This is a genomic window from Thermoproteus thermophilus (assembly GCF_055392855.1).
Map to the genome: position 1 here is coordinate 444,543 of NZ_AP042466.1, position 23,137 is coordinate 467,679.

Below are 23,137 nucleotides of genomic sequence, written 5' to 3' on the forward strand. Positions count from 1 at the left end.
GATGCCGTTGGCTGAATAAAAAGCCTATCGCCCGAACCTAGACGAGGGGAACGCGGTCTCCTTGATCCTCCCGAGCGCTAGGTCCGCCGCCATTTTGCCCAAGGCGGGCCCGAAGGTCCAGCCCAGCCTACAAGCCCCGGCAACCACGACGAGCCCCTCGCCCCTCCTCTCCACCACGGGGAGGCCGTCCGGCGTGCATGGCCTATAGCCTACGGCCATGTCGAGGACTTCGAGATCGCCGAGCAGCCTCTTCGCCCCCGCCAACACCTTCTCAGCCGGCGAGTGGTCCTCGGTCGAATCCAAGTCGAACCGCCCAGTCGCCTTGACCCAATCCTTGAGCGGGACTACCGCGACGCCGGTGTCGGCCAGATCGATGAACATAACGCTGGGCCTCTTCGAGGGCCTCACCCTGAACCCGTAGCCCTTGAACGGGGCCACCGGCAGCCCCAGGAGGCGGGACGTCCTCCAGCCGGCAGCCACGACCACTACGTCGGCCTCCAGCCTCCTTCCCCCCGCTACCACGAACCTATCGCCTACAGCCTCGGCGAACGCGGCCACGCGGCGAGCGCCGATCTCCGACCACAACCTCCTCGCGGCTAGATCCGTGGAGAGCTTCGCGGCCTCTAGGTAGACGATAGCGGGCTTGCCGCCCAGCTCTCCGACCTCGAACTTAGGCCTCAAGGGATCGCGTTTTAGCTCCTCTGCCTCGGCCTCCACATCGTGGACCAACTCGTAGAGGGGCTCCTCGGCGTAATCGAAGTCGTTTTTCTCCTCGGCCAGTCTTCTGTACTCGGCCCAAGAGAACCTCCCCATCTCCCTCACGGCCTCCCAGACGCGCTCGCCGGGGTCTTTTCCGTAGGATTTTATATACGCCAACATCCACTTGATGTCGACGTGCCGAATTCTAGCGGCCCCCCTCGACAACATGGAGAGATACGTCGTGGGATAGCCGACTACGTTTATCCTGTTTATCTTGAAGCGGGTGAACTCTAGGATCCCCGCCGCGGCGCGGGACCCCTCGCCGGGCTCTAGCCCGTCGACTACCACGACGTCGAGGCCCTCGCGCCTCAGGTAATAAGCCGCGAAGAGCCCCACTACGCCGGCGCCGACCACTACGGCCTTCATGGAGGGGCCCTCGCACGCGTTTATATCCATGGGCGCCGGTAGTTATTTAATCCTGGAAAGGCGCTCGCGCCGTGAGGCTTTCGGTGGACAAGAGGCGGAGGGTGATAGACGTCGTGCCCGAGAGGGGGGAGGACCTTTACTTCGTCTATCTGCTCGTGGACAGGGGGGATATCGTGAGGGGCTGGACAGTGAGGGAGTATAAGCCCGAGGGGGCAAAAGAGGGCGAGAGGATAAAGGTCTACTTGGGAATAAGAGTCGAGGCCCTCGAGTACCACAAGTTCAGAGGAAGCCTCAGGATAAGGGGGGTCGTGGTGGAGGCCCAAGGCGATCTCGAGGGCGTGAAGGGCAGACGCCACACGTTCGACGTGCTCCCCGGCAGGGAGATAGAGGTCGAGAAGCCGGAGGCTTACCCCATGGAGCTCGTGGACGAGATAGCGAAGTTGGCGACCGCCTCGTTGCCCCGGATCTTGCTGGTGTCGATCGACGATGAGGAGGCGGCTATAGCCCACGTAACCGCTCTCGGCGTGGAGCTGTTAGGCGTGCTCGAGAATAGAAAGCCTAAGAGCGCCGACGTCGGCTCCGAGGAGGAGGCCGTGAGGCCCTTCTTCAAGGAGGTCGCGAGGGCCGTCGAGCAGTACAGGCTGAGGCTTAAGCCCGATAGGCTTGTCCTCGCGGGCCCTCAGCTCTATTTGGAAATAGCCTCCGAGTATATAAGAGGGGATCTAGCGCCTCAATCCGCGGGAGGGCTAGGCGGCGTTTACGAGTTCCAGAGAGGGCAAGGTTTCGAGCGGTACAAGGAGGTCCTCGGATCTGAGGCGCTCTCCGAGATCTTGAGGCTGGCCGCCGAGAGGCCGGAGCTAATCGCCGTGGGGCTCGAGGCGGTCAAGGAGGCGGCCTCGCAAGGGAGGGTCCGCACGCTGGTAGTGGTGGATGAGGCCATGAAGGAGTTGGCCGAGGATTGCGCCGAAGTCTTGAGGCTCGTCTATTCGGCGAGAGGCGCCATACGCATAATCCCGGCCGAGGGCGAGGCGGGCGGCGTCTTGAAGGCCATGGGCGGTTGCGCCGCGATCCTTCGCTATTAAAGCTTTTAGATATATAATCCGTTAACAGTTATGGAGAAGTTGAGGGTCCTCTTATATGTATTCAGCGCCTTAGCGATAGCCCTAGGCGCTGTGTTGTTGCTCGACTATTCATCCCGGGGCGTCAAAGCGCTCGCCGTTTTGGGCATAGCGATAGGCCTATTCGCCCCGATCGCGTACGGGCTGTTGGCACGCCGGGAATAGATATTAACGCACGCGTCTTTCTTCACATGAGGCTGGAAGGCGTCATCGCGGCCACGGTCACGCCCTTCACCAAAGACGGCGTGAACTACAACGCCTTGAGGGCCCTCATGGAGAGGCTCGCGTCGCAGGGCTACGGCCTCTTCCCCTCGTCGTCTACGGGCGAAGTGGCCAAGCTGACGCCCGAGGAGAGGGTAAAGGTTGCTGCGCTGGCCGTGGAGGTGGGCGGAGGCAAAGTGCCCGTCATAGCCGGGACCGGCACTGGCGATCACGTAAGCACTATAGAGATCGCCCGCAAGTACAAGGACGTCGGCGTCGATGCCGTGTTAATCACGCCGCCTTACTACGTACAAGGCGATTGGGCGGGGATATACGCCTTCTACAAAAAAGTCCTAGACGCTGTGGACGTGCCAGTGGTCCTCTACACGATACCGTTGGCCGTGGGCTACAACATACCGGCCGAGGTCTTCGATCTGGTCTCCTCCGAGTACAGCCAAGTCGTGGCGGTCAAGGACAGCTCTGGCGATTTCAGATACCACATGGAGTTGATATACTTAGTGGGGGGCCGGATATCGGTGCTCCAAGGCGTCGACATGTTCTTCGTTCCCAGCCTCATCGTGGGGGCCCACGGCGGGATCTTAGGCGGCCCCAACTTCCTCGGGCCGCTCCAGTTGAGGCTCTACCGCATGGTCAAGGAGGGGAGAATCGCCGAGGCTGTGGAGATCCACAAGAAGTTGATGGAGCTGTGGCGCTTCATGGGCGGTTGCGGGCTCACGGGCAAGCTCGGAGGTAAGTGGCCCACGCTCTACAAGCTGGCCACCCAGATCGTGACTGGGATAGACATGGGCCCGCCGCGCGAGCCCTTGCCCCCCGTGGACGACAAGGACAAGGAGGAGTTGAGGAGGATACTCGACAAGCTCGCGCCCCTATTGCGGTAGCCCCAATTTTTATATATGATCTATAGTCGCCCTTGTGGAGTTAGTGGTCGTGTCGGTCCTCGGCGCGGATAGAGTGGGCATAGTGGCCGGGATAGCCAGCGCCCTCGCGAAGCACAACGCCAACATAGTCGACATAGCCCAGACTGTGGTCCGCGACATCTTCTCGATGATAATGCTCGTCGATATATCCAAAGCCGACGTGGACATAGCGGGGCTCCGCGCCGAGCTAGAAGAGGTCGGGAAAAAGCTGGGCGTCATGGTGGCGGTGCACCACATAGACGTGTTCCGCTACATGCAGAGGGTCTAACGCCGAATCCCCAGACGACTCGCGGAGTTTTTAAGGAGGCGACCCCCAACGCCCATGAGGTTCGACCCTAAGGAGATAGGCGAGGTCCTCGAGATGATACTGTTCAGGGAGCTCGACATACGCGCGGTGACCCTCAGCGTGAACACCCTGCCCGCCATACGGGGCGATTTAAGCTCTACGATATCCGCGCTTAGGGGGCTCTTGAGGCCCTACCTAGAGCGTTTCAGGCCGGCGGTCGACAAGGTCGCCGCCAAACTGGGCGTTAGGATAGTGACCGCTAGGCTCGCCGTGAGCCCCGTCAGCATCATGTGGAGCCCCTCGGCCGCCCTGAAGACGCCGTCGAGATAGCCAAGGCCCTCGACGATTTGGCGGAGGCCTACGGAGTCGACATGGTGGGGGGATTCTCGGCCTTCGTCCACGCGGGGATCTCAAGAGGCGACGCGGCGTTGATCGAGGCCTTGTCCGACGCCCTCAATTCGACGAGGAGGCTCGGGGCTTCGTCAACGCCGCGTCGACCTCCACGGGCATGAACATGGACGCGGTCTTCCGCGCGGCCGAGGCCGTGCTCTCGATGAGGCCGGAGGCCGCGGCCAGGTTCGCGGTCACGGCCAACGTCCCCGAGGACGTCCCGTTCATGCCGGCTACCCACCACGGCCTAGGCCTCCCCGACGCCGTCATCAACGTAGCGGTCAGCGGCCCCGGCGTGATAGAGGCGGTGGTGAGGAGCTTGAAAGACGCCGACTTGAGGACGCTCCACGATGCGATAAAACGAGCTGCGTTCAAGGTCACGAGGCTAGGGGAGCTCGTGGGGAGGGAGGTGGCGAAGGAGCTGGGCATCCCCTTCGGGGCGGTGGACCTCTCGGTGGCCCCTACGCCGAAGGTAGGCGACAGCATAGCGGGAATCCTCGAGGCCATGGGCCTCCCGAGGGCCGGCTCGCCCGGCTCCGTATTGGCCCTTTACCTCTTCGTCGACGCCGTGAAGAAGGGCGGGGCCATGGCCACGTCGACTATAGGAGGGCTCAGCGGGGCTTTCATACCCGTCAGCGAGGACGCGTTGATGGCTAAGGCGGCTGAGGAGGGGGTCCTCACGCTCGACGCGCTCAAGGCGATGTCCGCCGTGTGCAACACGGGCATAGACATGGCGGGCATACCCGGCGATACGCAACCGGACGTAGTCGCCGCCCTCATCGCCGACGTGATGGCCTTGGCGACCGCCTTGGATAAGCCCTTGGGCGTGAGGCTGATCCCGATCCCCGGCGGAAGGCCCGGGGACGTCTACGAGCTCGGCGGACTTTACGGGAAGGTGGTGGTCATGGACGTGGGGAAGTTCGACGCTATACCGTTGGCCAAGCGCAAGGGCGTCGTGCCGCCCGGCGTCTGGAGGCTGAGGTCTGGTTAATCATTTATTTAATAGGAACACCGGTCCTATCAGCTTGTCCGCAAACTTTTTAAGGTAATAGCTTAAAGGCCTTATGTCGGTATCGATATCCGTTCTGGCGTCCCACAGCGCCTTGGACGTGTTGGACGGGGCCAAGGACGAGGGGTTCAGGACAATCGCAGTGGCTAAGAGGGGCAGGGAGAGGGCGTATAGGGAGTTCCCCGTCGTTGACGAGCTCATAGTGCTCGACGACTACAAGGACATAGTGAAAGAGGCTGGGAGGTTGAAGGGCTCTGTCTTCGTGCCCAATAGGTCCTTCGCCGTGTACGTGGGCTACGACGCGATAGAGAGGGATTTCCCCGTGCCCATTTTCGGCAATAGGTATCTGTTGAGGTGGGAGGAGAGGACTGGGCCCCACAACTACTACCGCCTCTTGGACGAGGCGGGGATAAGGAGGCCTAGGACTTTCTCCTCGCCCGACGAGGTGGACGGGCCGGTGATAGTGAAGCTCCCCGAGGCCTCTAGGAGGGTGGAGCGCGGCTTCTTCGTGGCCCGGGACAGAGACGACCTCGCGCGCAAGGCGAAGAGGCTGGCCGAGAGGGGGATCATAAAGCTCGAGGACCTCCCGGGCGCCGCCATAGAGGAGCTTGTGCTCGGGGCGCACTTCAACGCGAACTTCTTCTACTCGCCCATATATAGGCGGCTGGAGCTCCACAGCTTCGACAGGAGGATCCAATCGAACCTGGACGGCGTCTATCGCTTGCCCGCCAAGGACCAACTCGACGTAGATCCCGATGTTAGGTACGTGGAGGTGGGGCACGAGCCCGCCACCATAAGGGAGAGCCTCTTGGAGAAGGTGTTCGATATAGGCTACCGCTTCGTCGAGGCGGCAGCTAGGCTGGTCAAACCAGGCGTCATAGGGCCGTTCACCCTCCAGTTCGTCGTAACGCCGGAGTTGGACCTAGTGGTCTACGACGTGGCGCCCAGAATAGGCGGGGGAACTAACGCCTATGTGGGCATCGGCGGACAGTACTCGAAGCTCTACTGGGGAAGGCCCATCTCCATGGGCAGGAGGATAGCCATGGAGATAAAGGAGGCATTGAGGCAGGGGAGGCTCGAGGAGGTGACAACATGATAGAGGCGTTGCTCAAGAGATACGACCTCGACAAGCTGGCGGTCGCCACCGTAGCGTCCCACACCGCCTTGCAGATATTGAGGGCGTCTAAACGCTACGGCTTCAGGACCATAGCGGTGGCCAAGCCCAACGCCGCGTGGTTCTACAAGAGGTTCGGCTTCATCGACGAGGTCTGGGAGGCCGATCTCTCCAACTTCCGCCCCGTGGCCGAGAAACTCGCCGAGAAGAACGCAGTGTTGATACCCCACGGCTCCTACGTGGAGTACGTAGGCTGGAGGCAAGCGTTGGAGGCGCCTGTGCCCACCTTCGGCGTGAGGCGCTTGGTGGAGATAGAGGCCGATCAGTTCAAGAAGATGGAGCTCCTCAAGAGGGCCGGCATACCTATCCCCCGGACCTTCACGCCGCAAGACGCCGAAGGGCCTGTGATCGTCAAGTTGTTCGGGGCCAAGGGCGGCAGGGGCTATTTCTTCGCCAAGAACAAGGAGGAGCTCTTGGAGAGGCTCAAGGCAGTTAAGGAGCCCTATATAATCCAGGAGTACATCTTCGGGGTGCCTGCGTATTACCACTTCTTCGCCTCCCCGATGTACCGCCGGGTAGAGCTTTTCGGCATGGACGTGAGGTACGAGACCAACGTGGACGGGAGGTCTTTCGGCTTAGTGGAGCCGACTTTCGTGGTCGTGGCCAACTTCCCCTTGGTCTTGAGGGAGTCCTTGTTGCCCGTAGTCCAAAAATACGGCGAGGCCTTCGCAGACGCCGTGAGGGAGGCCCTCGGCGAGGAGATGAAAGGCCCTTATAGCCTCGAGTCCATAATAAAGGACGACTTGTCCATAATCGTCTTCGAGTTCTCGGGCAGGATAGTGGCCGGGACCAACGTCTACATGGGCGTCGGCTCGCCCTACTCTGTGCTGTACTTCGACAAGCCCATGGACATGGGTGAGCGCATAGCCCACGAGCTGAGGCTGGCCAAGGACAAGGGCAGACTGGAGGACGTAGTCAGCTAGCTGCCGCCAGCTCACCGCTCGCTTTTGGTCAGGGTCATCACGAACTGTCAGTGATATTAATATAGAAATTCGAGGCGACGTGAGGGTCGTGGTGCTGGGGCTCGGGGGCTGGATCTCCAGCCCTTGGCTGGGGTATCCAGGTATCTACGTGGAGACAGACAAGCGCGTCCTCCTCGACGCCGGCGAGGGGACCTACGCGAGGCTAGCCCAATGCGGGCTCCCGTTGCCCGAGGTGCTCGTCCTCACGCACCCTCACGGCGACCATATCTTGGGCGCGCCGACTCTGCTCCTCATGGCGCGCGTCGGCAAGTCCAAGATCAAGGTCGTGGCCATGCCCTCGGTCCTCGAGTCGTTGAGTAAGCTGTTGGAGGCGGTGCGCATGCCCCACTTGAAGGACTACATGGACCCCGTGGAGCTGGCGCCGGACGGCATATACGAAGAGGGCGAGACGAAGATAGCCTTCGCGCCGGCGAGGCACTCGGTCGAGGCGGTCCACGTGAGGATAGAGCATAAGGGCAAGTGCTTGGCCTATAGCGGCGACACGGCGCCGAGCGAGAGCTTGGAGAGGCTCGCCAAGGGCTGCGATTTGCTCATCCACGAGGTCTCGGGCAATCCGGGCCAAGAGGAACAAGCCCACTCGGTGGGCCACAGCACAACGAGGGACGCCGTGGAGCTAGCGGCCAGAGCTGGCGTGAAGGCGTTGATGCCCGTGCACTACTATTTATTTACGCCCATTGTGCCGCCCGGGGTCGACATATATCTGCCATACCCCTGCGCCTCCGTGGAGCTGTGAAGTGCCTCAGGGTCCCTGCCGCCAGAAGGGACCTCTTCGCCTTCCCGTATCCCATAGCCATCTGGCGCGATCCGCCGCGGTCGGTGGAGTTGGCCGTGTCCATAGCCGAGGACTTCGGCGCCAGGCGCATATACACCGTGGGGGACGTGGTCACGGCGAATTTTATATCCAACGGCCATATGCCCGACGCCGCGGCGGTGGACTTCAAGACGAGGCGCGAGGAGCGCGTGGAGGTGTTGGCCGCGTTCCCGCGGGTGATCAGAGTGAGGAACCCGCCCGGCTATATAACCGAGGAGGCCTGGGCCGCCGTGGAGGAGGCCTTGAGGACCCGCGGGACTCTCTTGGTGGTGGAGGGCGAGGAGGACATGTTGGCGCTGGCCTTCTTGGCGCTCGCGCCCGACGACTCGGCAGTCGTCTACGGCCACTATAGAGGTGCGCTTATAGTGATACCGGCCGGGAAATACAAGGAGATAAAAGATCTCGTAAAATACATGGAGAGTTGTTAGTCGGTCGCCGGCGTGAGGAAGGCCTCTCTCTCGAGCTCCAACACCAGCTTCCTGGCCTCTTCGATGAGCCTGGCCGCGTCTATGTAGCCGTGTTCGTAGAGCTCGCTCGAGATCCGGGCCAACTCATCGGCGAGTTTGGGGTTCGGCTGCATGGGCTTGTGTCGAGCCGCATTAATATGTCTTTCGGCTCTTGATAAAGCAAATTATCGTTAATTGACGATATGCCAGACGCCCTCGTCGTCGGGGTGCGCCCTACCCTCGGCGGCGAGCTTTGTCAAGAAGGCCCTCACTATGACGGACGTGAGCAAGACGTTCTCCCAGCTCCTCTCGGCGCCCAGCTCCTTCAACAGCCTAGCGGATATCTGCGTGGGCTCCCCCGGCAACATGGCCTCGATGAGCCTCTGCGCTTTCTCGACCGATGCCTTGTTCGCCTCGACCAGCTCCTTCAGCCGCTTCTTGCTGCCCACCACAGGGCCGTGGCCCATCACGAGGACCTCGGGCTCCAGAGAGGCTATTCTATCCAGAGACGCCAAGAAGAGGTCCACGTCGTTGAGGTAGGGGACTCCGTACCTCTTGAGGACCGCGTCGCCGAAAATCGCGTCGCCGGCGTAGAGGACCCCCTCGACTAGATAGCCCACGTGGCCGAAGGTGTGCCCTCTCAAGTCCACGACCTCTATGGAATCCGCCTTGTCCCCGGGCTTGAGCACGCCGGCCACGCGGATGTCCTTTCCCACATATAGGGCGTCGGGCACGAAGAAGCCGTGGGTGAAGAAGAGGCGAGCCCTGGTGTTGGACACCAACATCTCCTCGCCCCAAGGCGCATACACTTCGGCCCCGTCGGGCACCGCCGCGAGGTGGTCCGCGTGGTAGTGGGTCAAGAGCACCTTGGGGGCGCCGCCCACCGCCTTGAGGATCTCGATGGCTCTGTCGGCGGGATTGCCCGGGTCTACTACGTAATTCCCGACTATCAACGTGTTCGGCGAGCCCTTGAGCAAGACGACGCCTTTCTTGAGCTCCATGTCTCTTCATCCCGGTTTTATTTAATCCAACCCTCCGCCTTGCCGACGAGCTCCAAGGGCTTGGGCTCAAGCCCAGGCGGTCTGAGGAGGTGGCGCCATTCGCCGGGCCTCGGCACGTAGTAGCCGCGCTCCGCCGTGGACAACAAGTAGCGTATCTCGACCGATCTGAAGACTGTGCCGCACCTAGTGCAACGCCTCCCCTTGCCTCTGCCCAAGCTCTCGAGGGACCCTCCGCAGTATGGACATCGGGGGGTCGTCCTCACTAGTCTATATATCACCTCCATGGACTCTACATAGAGATAAAGGCCATCCCCTCTCGGCTTCACGCCTCCTCTGAGCTCCACGTAACAGCCGACGCATCTCTCCAGAAGAGACGCCAGCTTGCCCAAGTGTCTATAAGCGACGGCGATTAGGCCGTTGGACAAGCCGGCGAAGACGTGGCGTTTGCGCCTCTCGGCCCAGAGCACGAGGGCCCGGGTCTTGTAGACCGAGTAGGGGAGGGGCCTATCCGGCAAGTCGCCCAGCTCCACGTGGGCGTCTGTGGCCTGGTTGGTGCGGTAGACGATCCAGCCGGCCGCCCTTATGCCGTTCTCCTCTAGGAGGCGCGCCGCGTAGACGAGGTGGGGCGGGGAGAGGCCCCTTATGCCGTAGAGGACGGGGTCCGGGCCTCTCGGCTCTATGAGGACTCTCCTCCCGTCGAGGTTGTGGAACGTGAAGGGGTATGTCAAGAGCTCCATGGCGGCGACTAGGCGTGGGCTTATCGGCGGGCGCTCGCCCTCTCTATACGCCAGGAGCTCGAAGGTCGAGGCGGGAAGCTCGGCGCCCACGGCGGCGGTCGCGCCTATGACGCCCCTCCCTCCCCAGAGCCTAACGCCCTCTACCCTCTCGACGACGCTCCTGGGCACTACCTGGGACAAGGCCAGTCTGTAAACGCGTTTGGCCCTCTCGGGCACAACTCCGACGGCCATGGCTACGCCGGGGCTCGTCTTGCCGACGCGGTCCGCGCCCTCCGACACGACCTTAATGGCGAGCTCCCAGATGTCCTCCTCTGCCCCCTCAGGGGCGTCCAAGACGAGGGCCACGGCCGCGTTGCCCCTCGTCTTGAAGGGCACGTACGGGTTGAGCCTAATCAAGCGCGGGTAATCCGCGAGGATATCGCCGTATTTTTTGAGGATCTCCTTGACTAGAGTATAGCCGACGTATGTGGTGCAACCGCCTCTGTGCGAGTCGGTGTCGTCTACGCCTATGCGGATTATCACGCCATGTTTGAGAGTACTCGCCTAATATAACGGGGCAGCTCCTCGTAGGCCACCGGCACGGCCCCCTCCACGACGAGGTCCTTGTTAAGGCTGTGCCTCACTATTATCCTCACGTCGGCCTCGGCCCAAGCAGGCAGATCGTTCTCGCTATCGCCGATGTAAACCGCATAGTCGACCCCCAAGAGGGCCTTCAACAACCGCACGGCGTCGCCCTTGTTTTTATCCGCGCCGTAGATATCGACGAGGGGGTGGCGGGCGTACCTCAACGTCTTAAGGCCGAGCCGCTCGGCTTCCGCGAGCACCTCCTCGAGGCCTTCTGGCGGGTCCCCGCGCTCTCGCCAATCCACTGTTATCCCCGCGAGTCTGCCGTCCCAAGTCCTCTTGGCCTCGACGATCGCGTCCAAGCGTTTTGCCGACGCCAGTAGGCGCTCCAGCTCCGCCGACTTGAGCTCCTCCGCGACCGCCACGTAGCCGGCGGCCCTCACCTCTATTCCGTTTATGCAAGCGTAGGCCTTGGCGTAGGGCACTAACGGCTGGACGAACTTACACTCCTTAGTCGTGACAATAGCTAAGGGGATTTTGTGGGACAACTCCCTCAAGGCCAAGTCCAGCTCGAGCGGCAACGATGGATCCCTCCTGACCATCTCGGGCGGGACTAACGTGCCGTCGAAGTCGGCGAAGAGGGCTATGGACACGGGCGTTTAATCGGGCTACTTATAAACTTGACCAGCGGCTACAGTTACGGCGAAGGCTAATCTGCCGGAGCTATCGCCGAAAAGGTTTAAAAAATACTCGTATAGAACGCGACGGGCCGGTCGTCTAGCGGAAGGATGCCCGCCTCGCGCGCGGGAGATCCCGGGTTCGAATCCCGGCCGGTCCACCACTCGGCGATTGGGGAGGGCAGACCATCATCTAATTATACACGTGTAGTTGTCCGTGATCGCCATAGCGTACCGGAACGATCTGGCGGACTTCGCATCCAAGCTCAAGTCCTTGATAGGAGCTGCGGAGCTTAACTGCGCCGATAAGCCGGACGTCACGGTGGTGGTGGGCGGCGATGGGACGTTCTTGGAGACCATACACAAACACCCTTGTGTGCTCGACTCTTTGTTAGTACACGTGGGGGGTGGCCGTATAAACTTCTACAGAAGCGCGAGGATAGGCGAGATGCCCATGGAGGAGATGGCCAAGAGGATTCTCTCGCGCGATTTCGACGTCGTGGAGCTCCCCGTTATCGACGCGGGCGGCTGTATCGCCGTTAACGAGGTCGTGATACGCAACGTCGACTACAAGAAGCTCCTCGCCTTCAAGATAACCGGCTCATCCCCTATAATCAGCGGGCGGGCCGACGGCGTGATAATCTCGACCCCGCAAGGCTCGTCAGGATACGCCATATCGACATGGGGTCCCGTCGTGGACTACAGGCTGGAGGCCTTCGTGATATCCTTCATAGCCCCCTATACCTTGTATTTGCGGTCCATAGTGGTCCCGCAAGAGCCCCTCGAGGTGACGACTAGCCAAGAGGCCGAGCTGACTTGCGACGGCTACGGCGGTCTTCGCGGGAGGTCCTTCGTTGTGAGGAAAAGCGCCAAGAAGTTGAAGCTAGCCGTGTTCGGCGAATACGACTACTACGAGAGGGTGTTGTCGAGGCTCTTGTCTCCATGAGCTGCTACGTCCTAGACGCCAGCGCTTTCATACACGGACGGGACATGAGGGCGTTCGAAGGCCGTCTATTGACCACTAGGCAGGTCGTGGAGGAGCTAAAGGACCCCAGAGCGCGCGCCGCCCTCGAGGTGCTGAACGTCGAGGTGGTCGACGTTGACGCGAGGAGGATGGCCGAGTTGGCCAAGAAGACGCGGGGCCTCAGCGAGGCGGACCTCTCCGTGTTGGCCTTGGCCCTCGAGACCGGCTGCCTTCTCTTGACCGACGACGTGGCCCTCGCTAAGGCCGCTAAAAGGCTCGGCGTTAGGGCCAGGGGGTTTTATTTCGTTAAATAAATGCGACCAAATAGGCCGCCGCGGCGGCCGCTATGGGGATGGCCAAGTTGTCCTCTACGCCGTACGCCTCGGCCACTACCACGAACGCCGTTATGAGCAACGCGGCCCACGGCCTATAGCCAACCGCGGCCAAGACCACAAAGGTCGGCGCAAAGCCGCCGAGGATCCCCTCGACTGTGGCGTTGGTCCCCGGAAGCTTGTGTTTGCCGAACACCATGCCCACAAGCGCCGAGAAGACGTCGTACACCGCCAAGCCCACGACGGCCGGCAACAGATATGCGGGACCGAATATGTTGTACGCCACGAGGATCCCCACGGCCCCCATGAGCAGTCCCAGATAGCCGCCCCTCTTCTCGTAGTCCCTTTCGGCCGCCTCTATGGCCCTCTCGATGGAGTAGAGTAGCTCGTCGTATTGGACCTTCAAATCGGCGCGTCCCACCGGCACGAGCTTGTCCAGGCTGTCGAAAACGCTCTCGAGGCTCTTGAAGATCTCTTGCCTCAAGTCCACGAGCAGTTGAGGTCGTTTGACTTGTATCGAATAGAATGCGCCGGCCGCCAAGGCGAGGATAGCGTAATAGAAAGGCGGATTCACCTCGACGAAAAAGGGAATTGCCAAGAGGATCGCCCCGACTATGTGGAAAGCCTTGCGGACCAAAAGACCCCTCAAGTCCACGTAGAGGCCGCCCTAAACTTTAATTAAATTATCAACGAAGACTTCGACCTTGACCACCACCCCTTCCTTTATTCTCGAGACCAACTCCCTCGACAGATCGGCGGCCGCCTTGTCGGCCTCCACGGCCAAGGTCGAGTCGTCGACGTATCTGCTTCTGCGCACCACTAGCCTATAGGGGTTCGTGGGCGGCGAGAGCGGCGTCCTCCCCGTGATGGCCTCCTTGACGCCGCCCGCCTCTATGACGATCCTCACGACGCCGGGCCTCGCCAAGGCCTCGCGGAGCTCCTCGGCCAAGTCGGGCCCCGCCTTGTCGGCGCAACACGCCACTATGCAGTCGCCGCTCTTCGTGACATACGGGTCGCGCGTTATCTCCAACGTCCGCGGGTTTCTGGCGGTGATGTTCTCGTGTCCCCTCGCGATGATCACGTCGCTGGGCATCTATTTCAAATACCCTTTTAAATAATAGCCATGGACGTCGAGGAGAGGCTGAGGCTCATCACGAGGTACCCAACCGAGGAGGTCTTGACGCTCGAGGAGCTCAAGGCGCTTCTGGAAATCGGCCATCAGTTGAACCACTACATCGGCTTCGAGATATCTGGCTATATCCACATAGGCACAGGCCTCGTGAGCATGGCCAAGGTGGTGGATCTGCAGAAGGCCGGCGTAAGGCCCACCGTGTTCCTCGCCGATATACACTCTTGGCTCAACAACAAGCTGGGCGGAGATCTAGACGCGATCAGGCGCGTCGCGGCTACCTACTACGTCCAGACCTTCAAGAAGATAATAGAGGCGCTGGGCGGCCAGCCGGACGGCGTGCGGTTCGTCTTGGGCTCCGATCTGTACCACCACAACGACGAGTATTGGTTCCTCTTGATGGACATAGTGAGGAACTTGACCTTGTCTGAGGTGCGCCACAGCCTCACGATACTGGGCCGCAAGATGGGGGAGTCTATACCCCTCGCGTACCTCGTCTATCCGCCCCTTCAAGTGGCCGACGTCTTCGCGTTGGGCGCCCATATACCTCACGGAGGGATCGACCAACGGAGGGCGCACATACTAGCGAGGGAGGTCGCGTTGAAGGTGAGGTTCTACCCGTTGACCGTGGACGGCAAGAGGATAAAACCGGTGGCCCTCCACCACAAGCTGTTGCCGGCGCTTAACATAACTGAGAGGCCCAAGAGCAAGGAGGAGCTCAGCGAGATGAAGATGTCGAAGTCCATACCCCAGAGCGCTATATTCGTCCACGACGGCCCCGATGAGATCAGACAGAAGATAGCCAGGGCCTACTGCCCTCCGAGGGAGTCCGAGTACAACCCCGTTTTGGAGATCCTCAGGATCTCGGCGTTTAGGGAGGAGAGGAAAGAGCCGTTCGTGTTGGAGAGGCCCGCCAAGTACGGAGGCCCTCTGGAGTTCTGGACCTACGAGGAGCTCGAGAGGGCGTATGTAGCGGGGCAGATACACCCAGCGGATTTGAAGAACGCCGCGGCCGAGGCCTTGATAAAGGCGCTGGAGCCCGTGCGTAACTTCTTCCAAGGGCCCGGGGCGAAGGTCTTGGAGGAGATGAAGGACTTGGTGATCACTAGATGACGGCGAGAGCGCTCTTGGAGATAGCCGAATACTACGACAAGCTGGCGGGGGTTTACGACGAGCTGTACGGCCAAGAACAAGTCGTGAAGTACTTGAAGGCCCTCGCCTACATCAAGGGGGAGAGAGTGCTCGATGTGGGTTGCGGCACGGGCCTCGGCGCGTCCGTCTTGTCCCCCCGCTACGTGTTGTGCGTCGACATATCCTTGGGCATGTTGAGGAGGGCGAGAGATATAGGCGTGGACGTGTTGGCGGCCGACGCCTATAGGCTACCCATAAGGCCGAGGAGCTTCGACGCGGCCTTAGCCATAACGGTCTTCGAGAAGCTCGAGGACGCAGGCGTTCTGAGGGAGTTCGCCGACGTTGTGGTGGCCGAGACGCTGGGGCGTTGGCTGGTGTTGGGCTAAAACTTCACGAGGACCCAGTCGTCGTCCTCGGGGACCACCGCGTGTTTATACGCCGCGGCGAGCGCCCTGTGTCTGCCCAAGTCCTCGTACCTAGCGCTGATGTGGGTCAAGATCAACAAACGCGCCCCCAGCGCTTTGGCCGCCTCCAAGGCGTCGAGCACTGTGGAGTGGCCCTCTTCGTGGGCCTTGGCCGGGTCCACGTCGTCGGCGAAGGTGGCCTCGTGTATCAACACGTCCGTCCAGCCGACGGCCTCGAGCGCCTTGGGGCAAGGCCCCGTATCGCCGGTGTAGAAAAGCCTTCTATACCTCCTATGCCCCGGCTCGGCCACGTCCTCCGGGTTGACGACCCTCCCGTTCACCTCGACGGCCTCGCCCTTTATGAGCTTCGTCAAGGCCTCCTTGGGGAAGCCCTCGACCTTGGAGAGGTCCAGCTTGAACCCAACGTCCCACTCGAAGAGCCAGCCGCAGGCCTCGACGGTGTGGCACACCTCCACACACTTAATGGACATGTGCCTATCGGAGGCCGAGGTCGACGCGTCGACGCCGTTTTTGGCCAACGCAGACGCCAGCTTGGGCGGGGCCAACACCTTTAGGCTCTTCCCGGCCATCTTGGCCGTGCTCAAGAGGCCGGGCAAGCCCAACACGTGGTCCTCGTGGGCGTGAGTCACCGCCACGTAGCTCAACGACGCCGGCGATATACGGTTGGCCATCAAGGCGTACTGCACGCCCTCGCCTGCGTCTAAGAGCACGCGATGCCCCTCCCAGTCCTCTAAGTAGATCCCGGGCATCCTCCTGTTGGCCCTCGGGACGGCGCCCCCTGTGCCGAGGAAGAGGAGCTTCAAGATCGGCATTTGCCGAACAGCTCCACGATCTCCCTCAACGATAGTTGATACACCCTCTTCCCCTCGGGCGCTTCCCTACACGCTTTCCTGGCTAGCTTCCGCCTCTGCGAGAACAACATGGCCGTGAACTTCTCGAACGATTTAAAGTCGTCGACGCAAGGATCGCGGGGGGTCAGCTTGACCACGGCCGAGTGCACTTGAGGCGGGGGCGAAAACGCGCGAGGGGGGACCAGCTTGAGGATCTCGACGTCGTAGTTGCACCTGATGGCGATCGTCAACCTGCCGTAGTTCTCCGAGCCGGGCTCGGCCGTCAACCTCTCGGCGACCTCCTTCTGCAACATCACCACGGCCGGCAGCCTCCTTTCCGCCAACTTCAAGAGCAATGGCGACGTTATGTAATACGGTATGTTGGATGCGAAGAAATCCGCTTTAGGCCACTCGATCTCCAAGGCATCGCCGACTATGACCTCGACGTTTGGGGGAGCCCTCGCCGAGAGGTAGGCCGCCAGAGCCTTGTCTAGCTCCACGGCGTAGACCTTGGAGGCCCTCTTGGCCAACTCGAAGGTCAAGACCCCTGTGCCGGCCCCGACCTCCAACACAGTGGAGCCCGCCGGCACTAGGCCGGCTATATACTCGGCTATGGACCTATCCCTCAACATGTGTTGGCCGAGGCGTTTGCCCACGAGCTATCCATTGTAGTAATTAAAACCCCCCGGCAGTTCGTCTTTATAAGGGGTCTTTGACGGCTCTACGTGGACTACAGATCGTTGGGCTTGAAGACGGGCCTCGAGATACACGTCCAGCTCAACACGCGGCGGAAGCTCTTCTGCGAATGTCCGCCCGTCTTGAGGGACGACGAGCCGCACTTCAGGGTGACCAGGAGGCTCTACGTAGCCCTCAGCGAGTTGGGCTCTGTGGACCCAGCGGCGGTCTGGGAGGTGAGGAAGAGGCGTATATACGTATACGAGGGCTACAGAGACACCACTTGCCTCGTGGAGCTGGACGAGGAGCCTCCCCATCTGCCCGACGAAGAGGCGTTGACCACAGCCGTGGCGGTCGCCAAGATGTTCAACGCGAAGCTCTACGACGAGATGTACGTGATGAGGAAAATAGTAGTGGACGGCTCTAACACCTCCGGATTCCAGCGCACCGTGTTGGTGGCCCACGACGGGAGGACGAAGATACTGGGCTACGAGATAGGCGTGGACACCATAGCGCTCGAGGAGGACGCCGCTAGGAAAATAAAGGAGGAGGGGAAATACGTCTACTATAGGCTGGACCGGCTGGGCATACCCTTGGTCGAGATATCCACGTCGCCCATGGAGTACGACCCGCAACAAGTCGAGGAGGTGGCTTGGATTATAGGATACAGCGTGAAGTTGACCGGCAGAGCCAAGAGGGGGCTCGGGACCGTGAGGCAAGACGTCAACGTGTCCATAACGGGAGGCGCCAAGACTGAGATAAAGGGCGTGCCCAAGCTGGAGCTCATACCCAAGGTCATAGAGTACGAGGCGCTCCGCCAAGTCAACTTGCTCAAGATAAGGGACGAGTTGAGGAACAGAGGCACGCCGCTCCCCGAAGGCGGCTACGTGGACGTGACCGACTTGTTCAACAACACCAAGTCGAAGGTGCTAAGGAGGGCCTTGGACGCAGGAGGCGTGGTGTACGCCGTGAAGGCCCCCGGCTTCCAGAAACTCCTCGGGCTCGAGCTACAGCCGGGCCGTCGTTTCGGGACAGAGCTCGCCGACTATGTGAGGGCTTGGACCGAGCTGGGCGGGCTGATGCACTCAGACGAGCTGCCCGGCTACGGGGTCACGTCCGACGAGGTCAGAGCCGTGGAGCAGAGGTTGGGGACGAGCTCCTTCGTCCTCCTCTCGGGCTCTAGCCCAGAAGAGGTGGCCGAGGCCGTCGAAGTGGTCGTGCAAAGGCTGAGGCAGGCTTTCGAGGGCGTGCCGGAGGAGACCAGGGCCGCGAACCCCGACGGGACCACCAGGTTCATGAGGCCTAGGCCGGGCGCCGCTAGGATGTACCCCGAGACCGACCTGCCGCCGATAAGGATAACTATAGAGATAGAGAAAAGGGCCGAGCAGATAGCCTCCCGGAGCTTAGAGGCGGAGATCGAGAAGATCACGTCCTTGGGCGTGAATAAAGACATGGCGGTGAGGCTGGTGAAGTCGCCGTGGCTGGAGCACTTCGAGGAGTTCGTCGAGAAGTACAAGAGAGTGCCGCCGGTGCAGATAGCCAACATATTATTGAACACGGCGAGGGCCTTGGCGAGGGAAGGGGTCGATGTAACGCCTGAGAAGATAGACTCGGTGTTGTCGGAGCTGGACAAGGGGAATATAACGAAGGAGGCCGTCGAGGAGGTGTTGAGGGCCATGAAGGAGGGCGAGGGCGCCCTAGACGCGGCGAAGCGCCTAGGCCTCTTGAGGATGCCCTACGAGGAGGTGAAGAGGGTTGTGGAGGAGCTGATAAAGGAGGTGGGGCCAGACAAGGCGCTCAGAGAGGCCATGAGGAGGTATCGGGGCAGAGCGGACGCGGGGGACGTCATGAAGGCCTTGAAGGAGTTGACTTCCGGCGGAAACGGCTAGCGCTCAGACCGCAGAGCCGATTTCAACATCTTGGCCGCCCTGGCCCCGACCTCCTCCGGCTCTTCGCCGAGCGCTTTGACTAAGACTCTCCTAGCCCCGTCTTGGGAGGCCCAGCCCGCCAAGAACTCCAAGCCGCCGGGACGCGAGGAGGCCAAGCCGCCGATGGCCACGTGGCAACCGCCGCCTATTTCCTTGAGAAAGGCCCTCTCGGCCCTCGCCTCGGCCGCTGCCTTGGGGTCGCTGGCCTTCCTCAACAAGTCCACGATCCAGCCGTCGTCTCTGCGCGCCACGGCCGCCACTATCCCTTGGCCGGGGGGCGGGGGCACGTCCTCTGGCTCGATCCTCCTCACCTTCACGGGCGGATAATCGCCGTATAGCCTCTTAATCCCCGCCTCCGCCAACACCACCGCGTCCACGAGCCCGTCGAGTAGCTTGTTGATCCTGGTGTCCACGTTGCCCCTAATGGGCTCCACGCGGAGGTCCGGCCTTATGCTCCTCAAAAAGGCCGCCCTCCTCACGCTGGATGTGCCGACCTTGGCGCCGGCGGGCAGGCTACGCAGATCGTAGCCCTCCTTGCTGGCCAAGACGTCGTAGGGAGGATCCCTCTTGGAGTAGCCCGCGATCACGAGGTCCTCGTGAATCTCAGCGGGCAGATCCTTCAACGAGTGCACCGCCACGTCGGCCTCGCCCCTCAACACGGCCATGTTGACCTCCTTCTCGAAGATCCCCTTGACGCCTATGGCGTAAAGGGGCTTGTCTTGCACCAAGTCGCCCGTAGTCTTCACGACGACTATCTCGAAGTCCACGTCTGGCTCCACCTCCTTTATGCTCTCGAGGAGGACCTCGGTCTGTATTAAGCTGAGCTTGCTGCCCCTGGTGGCTACTCTGATCCTCACGGAGGGGCCGAACTTGTATAAAAATAATGCTTAAATTAACCTCATATCGACAAGGAGGTGGCGCTGTTGGACAGGCTCTTCTCGGCCTCTATAACGTTCAAGGAAATACCCGCCGACAAGCTAGGCGAGCTGGGCAGAAGCGTCATGGAGATCTTGGGGATATCGCCCCATTTCCCAGTGCCTCTTTTCGTCCTTCATACGTGTAATAGAGTCGAGGTTTACGCCTGGGACGTGCCCCAGAATGTCGTGGAGTTGGTCCTATCGCGTTATAGGGAATACGCCGATAGGGTACGGATCAGGAGGGGGCGTGAGGCGGCTCTGCACCTCCTGGAGGTGGCTGCTGGGCTGGATTCCATGTTGATAGGGGAGACCGACATATTGGGCCAGATAGAAGAGGCCTATGACAGCCAAGTCAAATCCAGCATAACCAGAGAGCCTCTCAAGACCGTCGTGGAGCGCGCGATCAGGTTCGGCAAAGCCGCCAGGACGCAGACCAATATCTCGCGAGGGCCCCGCGGCCTCGGTAGCCTCTCGATAATATACATCCAGGAGAAGTTCGGGGATTTGAGGGGGCTAACCGTCGGCGTAATAGGCGCGGGGTCCTTGGGAAGCGGACTCGTGAAGGAGTTGAAGGACAAGGGCGCCGGCAAGATCTACGTCTTGAACCGCACGTTCGAGAAGGCGGTCGAGGTGGCCGAGAAGTACGGGGCTGTGGCCAAGCCGTTGAACAAGGAGACCATAGCCGAGTGCCTCAAGACGTGCGATGTGGTGTTCGCCACTGCTTTGTCCTTCGAGCCGTTGATCACCGAGATACCCGAGGGCGCCAAGGTCAAGGCCATAGTCGATTTGGGCGTGCCTGGCAACGCGTCCAGGGATCTTCCCGTCGAAGTCGTTAAGGTGGACGACCTGGAGGGCATAGCGGCGCGTTTTAATAAGGAGAGGATGGCCGAGGTGGAGAGGGTGAGGGCCATGGCGTTGGCCGAGGTGGACGCCATGGAGAGGGCGGTGGCCAAGAGGGTCGTGGAGATGGAGTTAGGCGAATACATGAAATTCGCCGAGATGGCGGCCAGAGAGGAGGCCGAACGCGCCGGCTCGGACTCGTTCACGGCCGCGAGGTCGTCGGTCAAGAGGGCCGTGTTGCCCCTCGTTGAGGCCTTGAAGGAACTCGCCGAGGCGGGGCGCGTCGAGGAGGTCCTGGAACTGCTGAGGGAGGCCAAAAAACGGGCCAAGAGGCTCAACGTTGTCGAAGCTCCTTAAAGGACTCCTCAAGGGCTCTCAACACCTCCTCCACCACGTCCTTCGTGTGCGCCGCGGTTGTGAAGTTCACCTCGTACTGGCTAGGCGTTAGGTAGACGCCGCGCCTCAGCGCCAGCTCGTGTAGCCTCAAATAGAGCCTTTCGTCGCTCTGCCTCACGTCGTCCGGCGTCTTCACATCGCCTTTCTTGAAGTAGAGTTGGAACATGGAGGCTATCCGTTTGACCACCACGTCGAAGCCGTATCTGCCCGCTACCTCCTCGATCCCCTCGGCGATTTTGGCCGCGGCGGCGTCGGCGACCTCGTAGGGAGCGCCGGTCTCTAGCTCCTTTAACACGGCGAGGCCGGCAGCCACCGACACGGGATGGGCGTTGTAGGTGCCCGCGTTGTAGACAGGGCCGCTGGGCGCTACCAAGTCCATCACGTCCTCCCTTCCGCCGAAGGCCCCTATGGGGAAGCCCCCGCCCAGCACCTTGCCCAAAGTCGTGAGGTCGGGCCTTACGCCGAAGAGCCCTTGGGCGCCCGAGAGGCCCAGCCGGAAGCCCGTTATGACCTCGTCGAAGATCAAGAGAGCGCCGACGGCCTCCGTCTCCTCGCGTAGCGCCTTAAGGAACTCCGCGTCGGGTATTATCAAACCGAAGTTCCCGGCCACGGGCTCGACTATCACGGCGGCTAGCCTATCCCCGACCTCGCGCACAGCCCGTCTGAAGGCCTCGACGTCGTTGTACGGAACGACGACTGTGAGCCTCGCCACGTCGGCGGGTATCCCGGCGCTGGTGGGCACCCCCCAAGTGGCAGCCCCCGAGCCCGCCTTGACTAACACATAATCGTGCGAGCCGTGGAAATTGCCGTCGAATTTTATTATCACGTCGCGTTTGGTATAGCCTCTGGCGAGCCTTATGGCGTTCATGGTGGCCTCGGTGCCGCTGTTGACGAAACGGATCTTGGAGATGGACGGCACATGGCGCTTGACGGCTTCGCCGAGCTCTATCTCCTCCTCTGTCAAGAGCGCGTAGATCCACCCCCTCTCGAGTTGCCTGGCCACCGCCTCTCTAACCCTCGGGTGGTTGTGGCCCAAGATCACGGCCCCGAAGGCTGAACAGAGGTCCACTAGACGGCCTCTGTCGGTGAACAAATAGGGCCCGTCGGCCCCCTTGGCGATGAGAGGCTTGGGGAGGTGTTTCAAGGCCCTGGCTGGGGAGTTCACGCCGCCGGGGAAGACAGCCTTGGCCCTCTCCCAGACGTCCATGAGCTGTGGCGTCTGCTTGCTATTTTATAGTTGAGCCCAGCCCGCGAGGCGCTCCTGTCCCAGCCGACGTTAGGCCGACCTCGGTCCGCTCGTCGTCCCGGAGCTATCGCCGAGAAGGTTTAAAAATACTCGTGTAAAACGCGACGGGCCGGTCGTCTAGCGGAAGGATGCCCGCCTTGCGCGCGGGAGATCCCGGGAGGGGTTGAGCCCCGGGATTTCGAATCCCGGCCGGTCCACCACTCGGCGACGCGCTATCGGCGCAAATCAACGCGCTTACTTGTTTTTAAATAAACGCCCACGGCTGTTCGTGGGGAAGTTGGCGAAGCCGTGCATACTGGCCGGCTCTTGTCCGGGAGACCTCGGAGAGACCGAGGTCTTGTGGTTCGGCGAGGCCAAATGCGTGTCCAAGGCCTCGGCGATAGTCAAGCTCTTCGGCGCATTGGAGGCCGCCGCGGTCCACGTAAACCTAGCCGCAGTGAAGGCAGAGGGCAGAACCCGCAGAGCGTTGTGGCTAGCCTTGTGGACCCTCCAATACGCCGGCTTTTACCTCTCCACGGGCGACGGCAAGTATTTGGCCATGGCCCTCCGCGCGCTCAACAGAGCTGTGAAGCTCGTCTACTCCATGGCCCCCGACGCCCCGCTGGGCTGGGCGGTCTGCCTCGACGAGACGTGCGCCTACATAAACGCCGCGAGGGCTTGGGTCCGTTGGGCCGAGAGGAGGTTGGCCCAACTGGATAAAGGCAGGGAGGTCATAACGCTTCTGAACCACGTGGGGAACGTCCTCTTCGAGCTCATGAGGACCCGAAGCCATATCGTCTTCGCCAGAAACGGCGTTGTCAAATACGTGCCGATGCCGAGCCGCGGCGACGACGCCGTCGTGCTAAACTTTTAAACAGATCGTTC

The 23,137-nt window shown here is 61.2% G+C and carries 26 protein-coding genes, 2 tRNA genes and 1 pseudogene; 18 read left to right on the forward strand and 11 right to left on the reverse strand.

Translation table 11 applies throughout. The annotated features are described in order from the left end of the window. Positions 1-24: 24 nt before the first annotated feature. Positions 25-1,125, reverse strand: coding sequence for an FAD-dependent oxidoreductase (locus tag ACZ5PA_RS02615; protein ID WP_464930737.1), 1,101 nt, complete (start codon positions 1,123-1,125; stop codon positions 25-27). A gap of 71 nt (positions 1,126-1,196) precedes the next feature. Between ACZ5PA_RS02615 and ACZ5PA_RS02620 the strand changes: the two genes are divergently transcribed. From ACZ5PA_RS02620 to ACZ5PA_RS02660, 9 genes and pseudogenes are all read left to right on the forward strand, one after another. Next, a complete protein-coding gene (locus tag ACZ5PA_RS02620; protein ID WP_464930738.1) occupies positions 1,197-2,207 on the forward strand; it encodes a pelota family protein in 1,011 nt (336 codons plus the stop codon). Positions 2,208-2,237: 30 nt separating this feature from the next. After that, a complete protein-coding gene (locus ACZ5PA_RS02625; protein WP_464930739.1) occupies positions 2,238-2,408 on the forward strand; it encodes a hypothetical protein in 171 nt (56 codons plus the stop codon). Between the two features lie 26 nt (positions 2,409-2,434). Continuing rightward, positions 2,435-3,343, forward strand: a complete 909-nt coding sequence (locus tag ACZ5PA_RS02630; protein WP_464930740.1) for a dihydrodipicolinate synthase family protein — start codon at positions 2,435-2,437, stop codon at positions 3,341-3,343. A gap of 34 nt (positions 3,344-3,377) precedes the next feature. Continuing rightward, positions 3,378-3,650 (forward strand): ACT domain-containing protein, encoded by a 273-nt coding sequence (locus tag ACZ5PA_RS02635; RefSeq protein ID WP_464930741.1) that lies wholly within the window; start codon positions 3,378-3,380, stop codon positions 3,648-3,650. Positions 3,651-3,704: 54 nt separating this feature from the next. After that, positions 3,705-5,049 (forward strand): annotated as a pseudogene (locus ACZ5PA_RS02640) (PFL family protein). A gap of 73 nt (positions 5,050-5,122) precedes the next feature. Beyond that, entirely contained in the window at positions 5,123-6,163 is a 1,041-nt protein-coding gene (locus ACZ5PA_RS02645) for a formate--phosphoribosylaminoimidazolecarboxamide ligase family protein (protein ID WP_464930742.1), read from the forward strand. Next, positions 6,163-7,164, forward strand: coding sequence for a formate--phosphoribosylaminoimidazolecarboxamide ligase (locus tag ACZ5PA_RS02650; RefSeq protein WP_464931267.1), 1,002 nt, complete (start codon positions 6,163-6,165; stop codon positions 7,162-7,164). The genes ACZ5PA_RS02645 and ACZ5PA_RS02650 overlap by 1 nt, the downstream gene beginning before the upstream one ends. Positions 7,165-7,243: 79 nt before the next feature. Further along, on the forward strand, positions 7,244-7,957 hold the full coding sequence (locus ACZ5PA_RS02655; protein ID WP_464930743.1) for an MBL fold metallo-hydrolase: 714 nt from the start codon (positions 7,244-7,246) through the stop codon (positions 7,955-7,957). Further along, positions 7,954-8,463, forward strand: coding sequence for a DUF359 domain-containing protein (locus ACZ5PA_RS02660; RefSeq protein ID WP_464930744.1), 510 nt, complete (start codon positions 7,954-7,956; stop codon positions 8,461-8,463). Before ACZ5PA_RS02655 ends, ACZ5PA_RS02660 begins: the two co-directional genes overlap by 4 nt. Here the strand turns inward: ACZ5PA_RS02660 and ACZ5PA_RS02665 are convergent. From ACZ5PA_RS02665 to ACZ5PA_RS02680, 4 genes are read right to left on the reverse strand one after another with little or no spacing between them, the layout of a single operon-like run. Further along, complete coding sequence (locus tag ACZ5PA_RS02665) at positions 8,460-8,615, reverse strand: hypothetical protein (protein ID WP_464930745.1); 156 nt, start codon at positions 8,613-8,615, stop codon at positions 8,460-8,462. The genes ACZ5PA_RS02660 and ACZ5PA_RS02665 overlap by 4 nt on opposite strands. A gap of 57 nt (positions 8,616-8,672) precedes the next feature. Continuing rightward, positions 8,673-9,482 carry an MBL fold metallo-hydrolase gene (locus tag ACZ5PA_RS02670; protein ID WP_464930746.1) on the reverse strand — a complete coding sequence of 270 codons (810 nt, stop codon included), beginning with the start codon at positions 9,480-9,482 and terminating at the stop codon, positions 8,673-8,675. 17 nt (positions 9,483-9,499) lie between these two features. Further along, the gene (locus ACZ5PA_RS02675; RefSeq protein ID WP_464930747.1) at positions 9,500-10,741 is read right to left on the reverse strand and encodes a TiaS agmantine-binding domain-containing protein; all 1,242 of its coding nucleotides are present in this window, start codon (positions 10,739-10,741) and stop codon (positions 9,500-9,502) included. Then, entirely contained in the window at positions 10,738-11,436 is a 699-nt protein-coding gene (locus ACZ5PA_RS02680; RefSeq protein ID WP_464930748.1) for an HAD-IIB family hydrolase, read from the reverse strand. Before ACZ5PA_RS02680 ends, ACZ5PA_RS02675 begins: the two co-directional genes overlap by 4 nt. Positions 11,437-11,549: 113 nt before the next feature. On the opposite strand from ACZ5PA_RS02680, the gene ACZ5PA_RS02685 reads away from it, so the two are divergent. The 3 genes from ACZ5PA_RS02685 to ACZ5PA_RS02695 all read left to right on the forward strand — a co-directional run bounded on the left by ACZ5PA_RS02685 (position 11,550) and on the right by ACZ5PA_RS02695 (position 12,738). Beyond that, a tRNA-Ala gene (locus ACZ5PA_RS02685) sits at positions 11,550-11,624 on the forward strand. Between the two features lie 53 nt (positions 11,625-11,677). Then, a complete protein-coding gene (locus ACZ5PA_RS02690; RefSeq protein ID WP_464930749.1) occupies positions 11,678-12,406 on the forward strand; it encodes an NAD(+)/NADH kinase in 729 nt (242 codons plus the stop codon). Beyond that, complete coding sequence (locus tag ACZ5PA_RS02695; RefSeq protein WP_464930750.1) at positions 12,403-12,738, forward strand: PIN domain-containing protein; 336 nt, start codon at positions 12,403-12,405, stop codon at positions 12,736-12,738. The genes ACZ5PA_RS02690 and ACZ5PA_RS02695 overlap by 4 nt, the downstream gene beginning before the upstream one ends. Here the strand turns inward: ACZ5PA_RS02695 and ACZ5PA_RS02700 are convergent. Beyond that, positions 12,731-13,411, reverse strand: coding sequence for a phosphatidate cytidylyltransferase (locus ACZ5PA_RS02700; protein ID WP_464930751.1), 681 nt, complete (start codon positions 13,409-13,411; stop codon positions 12,731-12,733). The two genes, ACZ5PA_RS02695 and ACZ5PA_RS02700, sit on opposite strands and share 8 nt — an antisense overlap. Before the next feature lie 12 nt (positions 13,412-13,423). Further along, positions 13,424-13,849 (reverse strand): DUF371 domain-containing protein, encoded by a 426-nt coding sequence (locus ACZ5PA_RS02705; RefSeq protein WP_464930752.1) that lies wholly within the window; start codon positions 13,847-13,849, stop codon positions 13,424-13,426. A 30-nt stretch (positions 13,850-13,879) separates the two neighbouring features. On the opposite strand from ACZ5PA_RS02705, the gene ACZ5PA_RS02710 reads away from it, so the two are divergent. Together ACZ5PA_RS02710 and ACZ5PA_RS02715 are read left to right on the forward strand one after the other, a co-directional pair. Then, the gene (locus tag ACZ5PA_RS02710; protein WP_464930753.1) at positions 13,880-14,998 is read left to right on the forward strand and encodes a tyrosine--tRNA ligase; all 1,119 of its coding nucleotides are present in this window, start codon (positions 13,880-13,882) and stop codon (positions 14,996-14,998) included. After that, entirely contained in the window at positions 14,995-15,402 is a 408-nt protein-coding gene (locus ACZ5PA_RS02715; RefSeq protein ID WP_464930754.1) for a class I SAM-dependent methyltransferase, read from the forward strand. The genes ACZ5PA_RS02710 and ACZ5PA_RS02715 overlap by 4 nt, the downstream gene beginning before the upstream one ends. Here the strand turns inward: ACZ5PA_RS02715 and ACZ5PA_RS02720 are convergent. Together ACZ5PA_RS02720 and rsmA are read right to left on the reverse strand one after the other, a co-directional pair. After that, positions 15,399-16,253, reverse strand: a complete 855-nt coding sequence (locus tag ACZ5PA_RS02720; RefSeq protein ID WP_464930755.1) for an MBL fold metallo-hydrolase — start codon at positions 16,251-16,253, stop codon at positions 15,399-15,401. The genes ACZ5PA_RS02715 and ACZ5PA_RS02720 overlap by 4 nt on opposite strands. Then, positions 16,241-16,927 carry a 16S rRNA (adenine(1518)-N(6)/adenine(1519)-N(6))-dimethyltransferase RsmA gene (gene rsmA, locus ACZ5PA_RS02725; RefSeq protein ID WP_464930756.1) on the reverse strand — a complete coding sequence of 229 codons (687 nt, stop codon included), beginning with the start codon at positions 16,925-16,927 and terminating at the stop codon, positions 16,241-16,243. Before rsmA ends, ACZ5PA_RS02720 begins: the two co-directional genes overlap by 13 nt. A gap of 69 nt (positions 16,928-16,996) precedes the next feature. Between rsmA and gatE the strand changes: the two genes are divergently transcribed. Beyond that, the gene (gene gatE, locus ACZ5PA_RS02730; RefSeq protein WP_464930757.1) at positions 16,997-18,835 is read left to right on the forward strand and encodes a Glu-tRNA(Gln) amidotransferase subunit GatE; all 1,839 of its coding nucleotides are present in this window, start codon (positions 16,997-16,999) and stop codon (positions 18,833-18,835) included. Here the strand turns inward: gatE and hemC are convergent. Then, positions 18,832-19,731: a hydroxymethylbilane synthase gene (hemC, locus tag ACZ5PA_RS02735; RefSeq protein ID WP_464930758.1), complete on the reverse strand. Its 900-nt coding sequence runs from the start codon at positions 19,729-19,731 to the stop codon at positions 18,832-18,834. The two genes, gatE and hemC, sit on opposite strands and share 4 nt — an antisense overlap. 57 nt (positions 19,732-19,788) lie before the next feature. Here hemC and ACZ5PA_RS02740 point away from each other — a divergent pair, with 57 nt between their 5' ends. Beyond that, positions 19,789-20,988, forward strand: coding sequence for an NAD(P)-binding domain-containing protein (locus ACZ5PA_RS02740; protein WP_464930759.1), 1,200 nt, complete (start codon positions 19,789-19,791; stop codon positions 20,986-20,988). Here ACZ5PA_RS02740 and hemL read toward each other — a convergent pair. Next, positions 20,966-22,234: a glutamate-1-semialdehyde 2,1-aminomutase gene (gene hemL / locus ACZ5PA_RS02745; protein WP_464930760.1), complete on the reverse strand. Its 1,269-nt coding sequence runs from the start codon at positions 22,232-22,234 to the stop codon at positions 20,966-20,968. The two genes, ACZ5PA_RS02740 and hemL, sit on opposite strands and share 23 nt — an antisense overlap. Before the next feature lie 145 nt (positions 22,235-22,379). On the opposite strand from hemL, the gene ACZ5PA_RS02750 reads away from it, so the two are divergent. After that, a tRNA-Ala gene (locus ACZ5PA_RS02750) sits at positions 22,380-22,473 on the forward strand. A gap of 68 nt (positions 22,474-22,541) precedes the next feature. Then, positions 22,542-23,126: an ATP:cob(I)alamin adenosyltransferase gene (locus ACZ5PA_RS02755; RefSeq protein ID WP_464930761.1), complete on the forward strand. Its 585-nt coding sequence runs from the start codon at positions 22,542-22,544 to the stop codon at positions 23,124-23,126. Positions 23,127-23,137 lie beyond the last annotated feature (11 nt).

What these genes read in the sequence shown, in the direction of transcription:
- ACZ5PA_RS02615 (WP_464930737.1), bottom strand. Translation starts at nt 1,125, where the DNA reads ATGAAGGCCGTAGTGGTCGGCGCCGGCGTAGTGGGGCTCTTCGCGGCT.
- ACZ5PA_RS02625 (WP_464930739.1), top strand. Translation starts at nt 2,238, where the DNA reads ATGGAGAAGTTGAGGGTCCTCTTATATGTATTCAGCGCCTTAGCGATA.
- ACZ5PA_RS02630 (WP_464930740.1), top strand. Translation starts at nt 2,435, where the DNA reads ATGAGGCTGGAAGGCGTCATCGCGGCCACGGTCACGCCCTTCACCAAA.
- ACZ5PA_RS02645 (WP_464930742.1), top strand. Translation starts at nt 5,123, where the DNA reads ATGTCGGTATCGATATCCGTTCTGGCGTCCCACAGCGCCTTGGACGTG.
- ACZ5PA_RS02665 (WP_464930745.1), bottom strand. Translation starts at nt 8,615, where the DNA reads ATGCAGCCGAACCCCAAACTCGCCGATGAGTTGGCCCGGATCTCGAGC.
- ACZ5PA_RS02670 (WP_464930746.1), bottom strand. Translation starts at nt 9,482, where the DNA reads ATGGAGCTCAAGAAAGGCGTCGTCTTGCTCAAGGGCTCGCCGAACACG.
- ACZ5PA_RS02695 (WP_464930750.1), top strand. Translation starts at nt 12,403, where the DNA reads ATGAGCTGCTACGTCCTAGACGCCAGCGCTTTCATACACGGACGGGAC.
- ACZ5PA_RS02705 (WP_464930752.1), bottom strand. Translation starts at nt 13,849, where the DNA reads ATGCCCAGCGACGTGATCATCGCGAGGGGACACGAGAACATCACCGCC.
- ACZ5PA_RS02710 (WP_464930753.1), top strand. Translation starts at nt 13,880, where the DNA reads ATGGACGTCGAGGAGAGGCTGAGGCTCATCACGAGGTACCCAACCGAG.
- ACZ5PA_RS02715 (WP_464930754.1), top strand. Translation starts at nt 14,995, where the DNA reads ATGACGGCGAGAGCGCTCTTGGAGATAGCCGAATACTACGACAAGCTG.
- ACZ5PA_RS02720 (WP_464930755.1), bottom strand. Translation starts at nt 16,253, where the DNA reads ATGCCGATCTTGAAGCTCCTCTTCCTCGGCACAGGGGGCGCCGTCCCG.
- hemL (WP_464930760.1), bottom strand. Translation starts at nt 22,234, where the DNA reads ATGGACGTCTGGGAGAGGGCCAAGGCTGTCTTCCCCGGCGGCGTGAAC.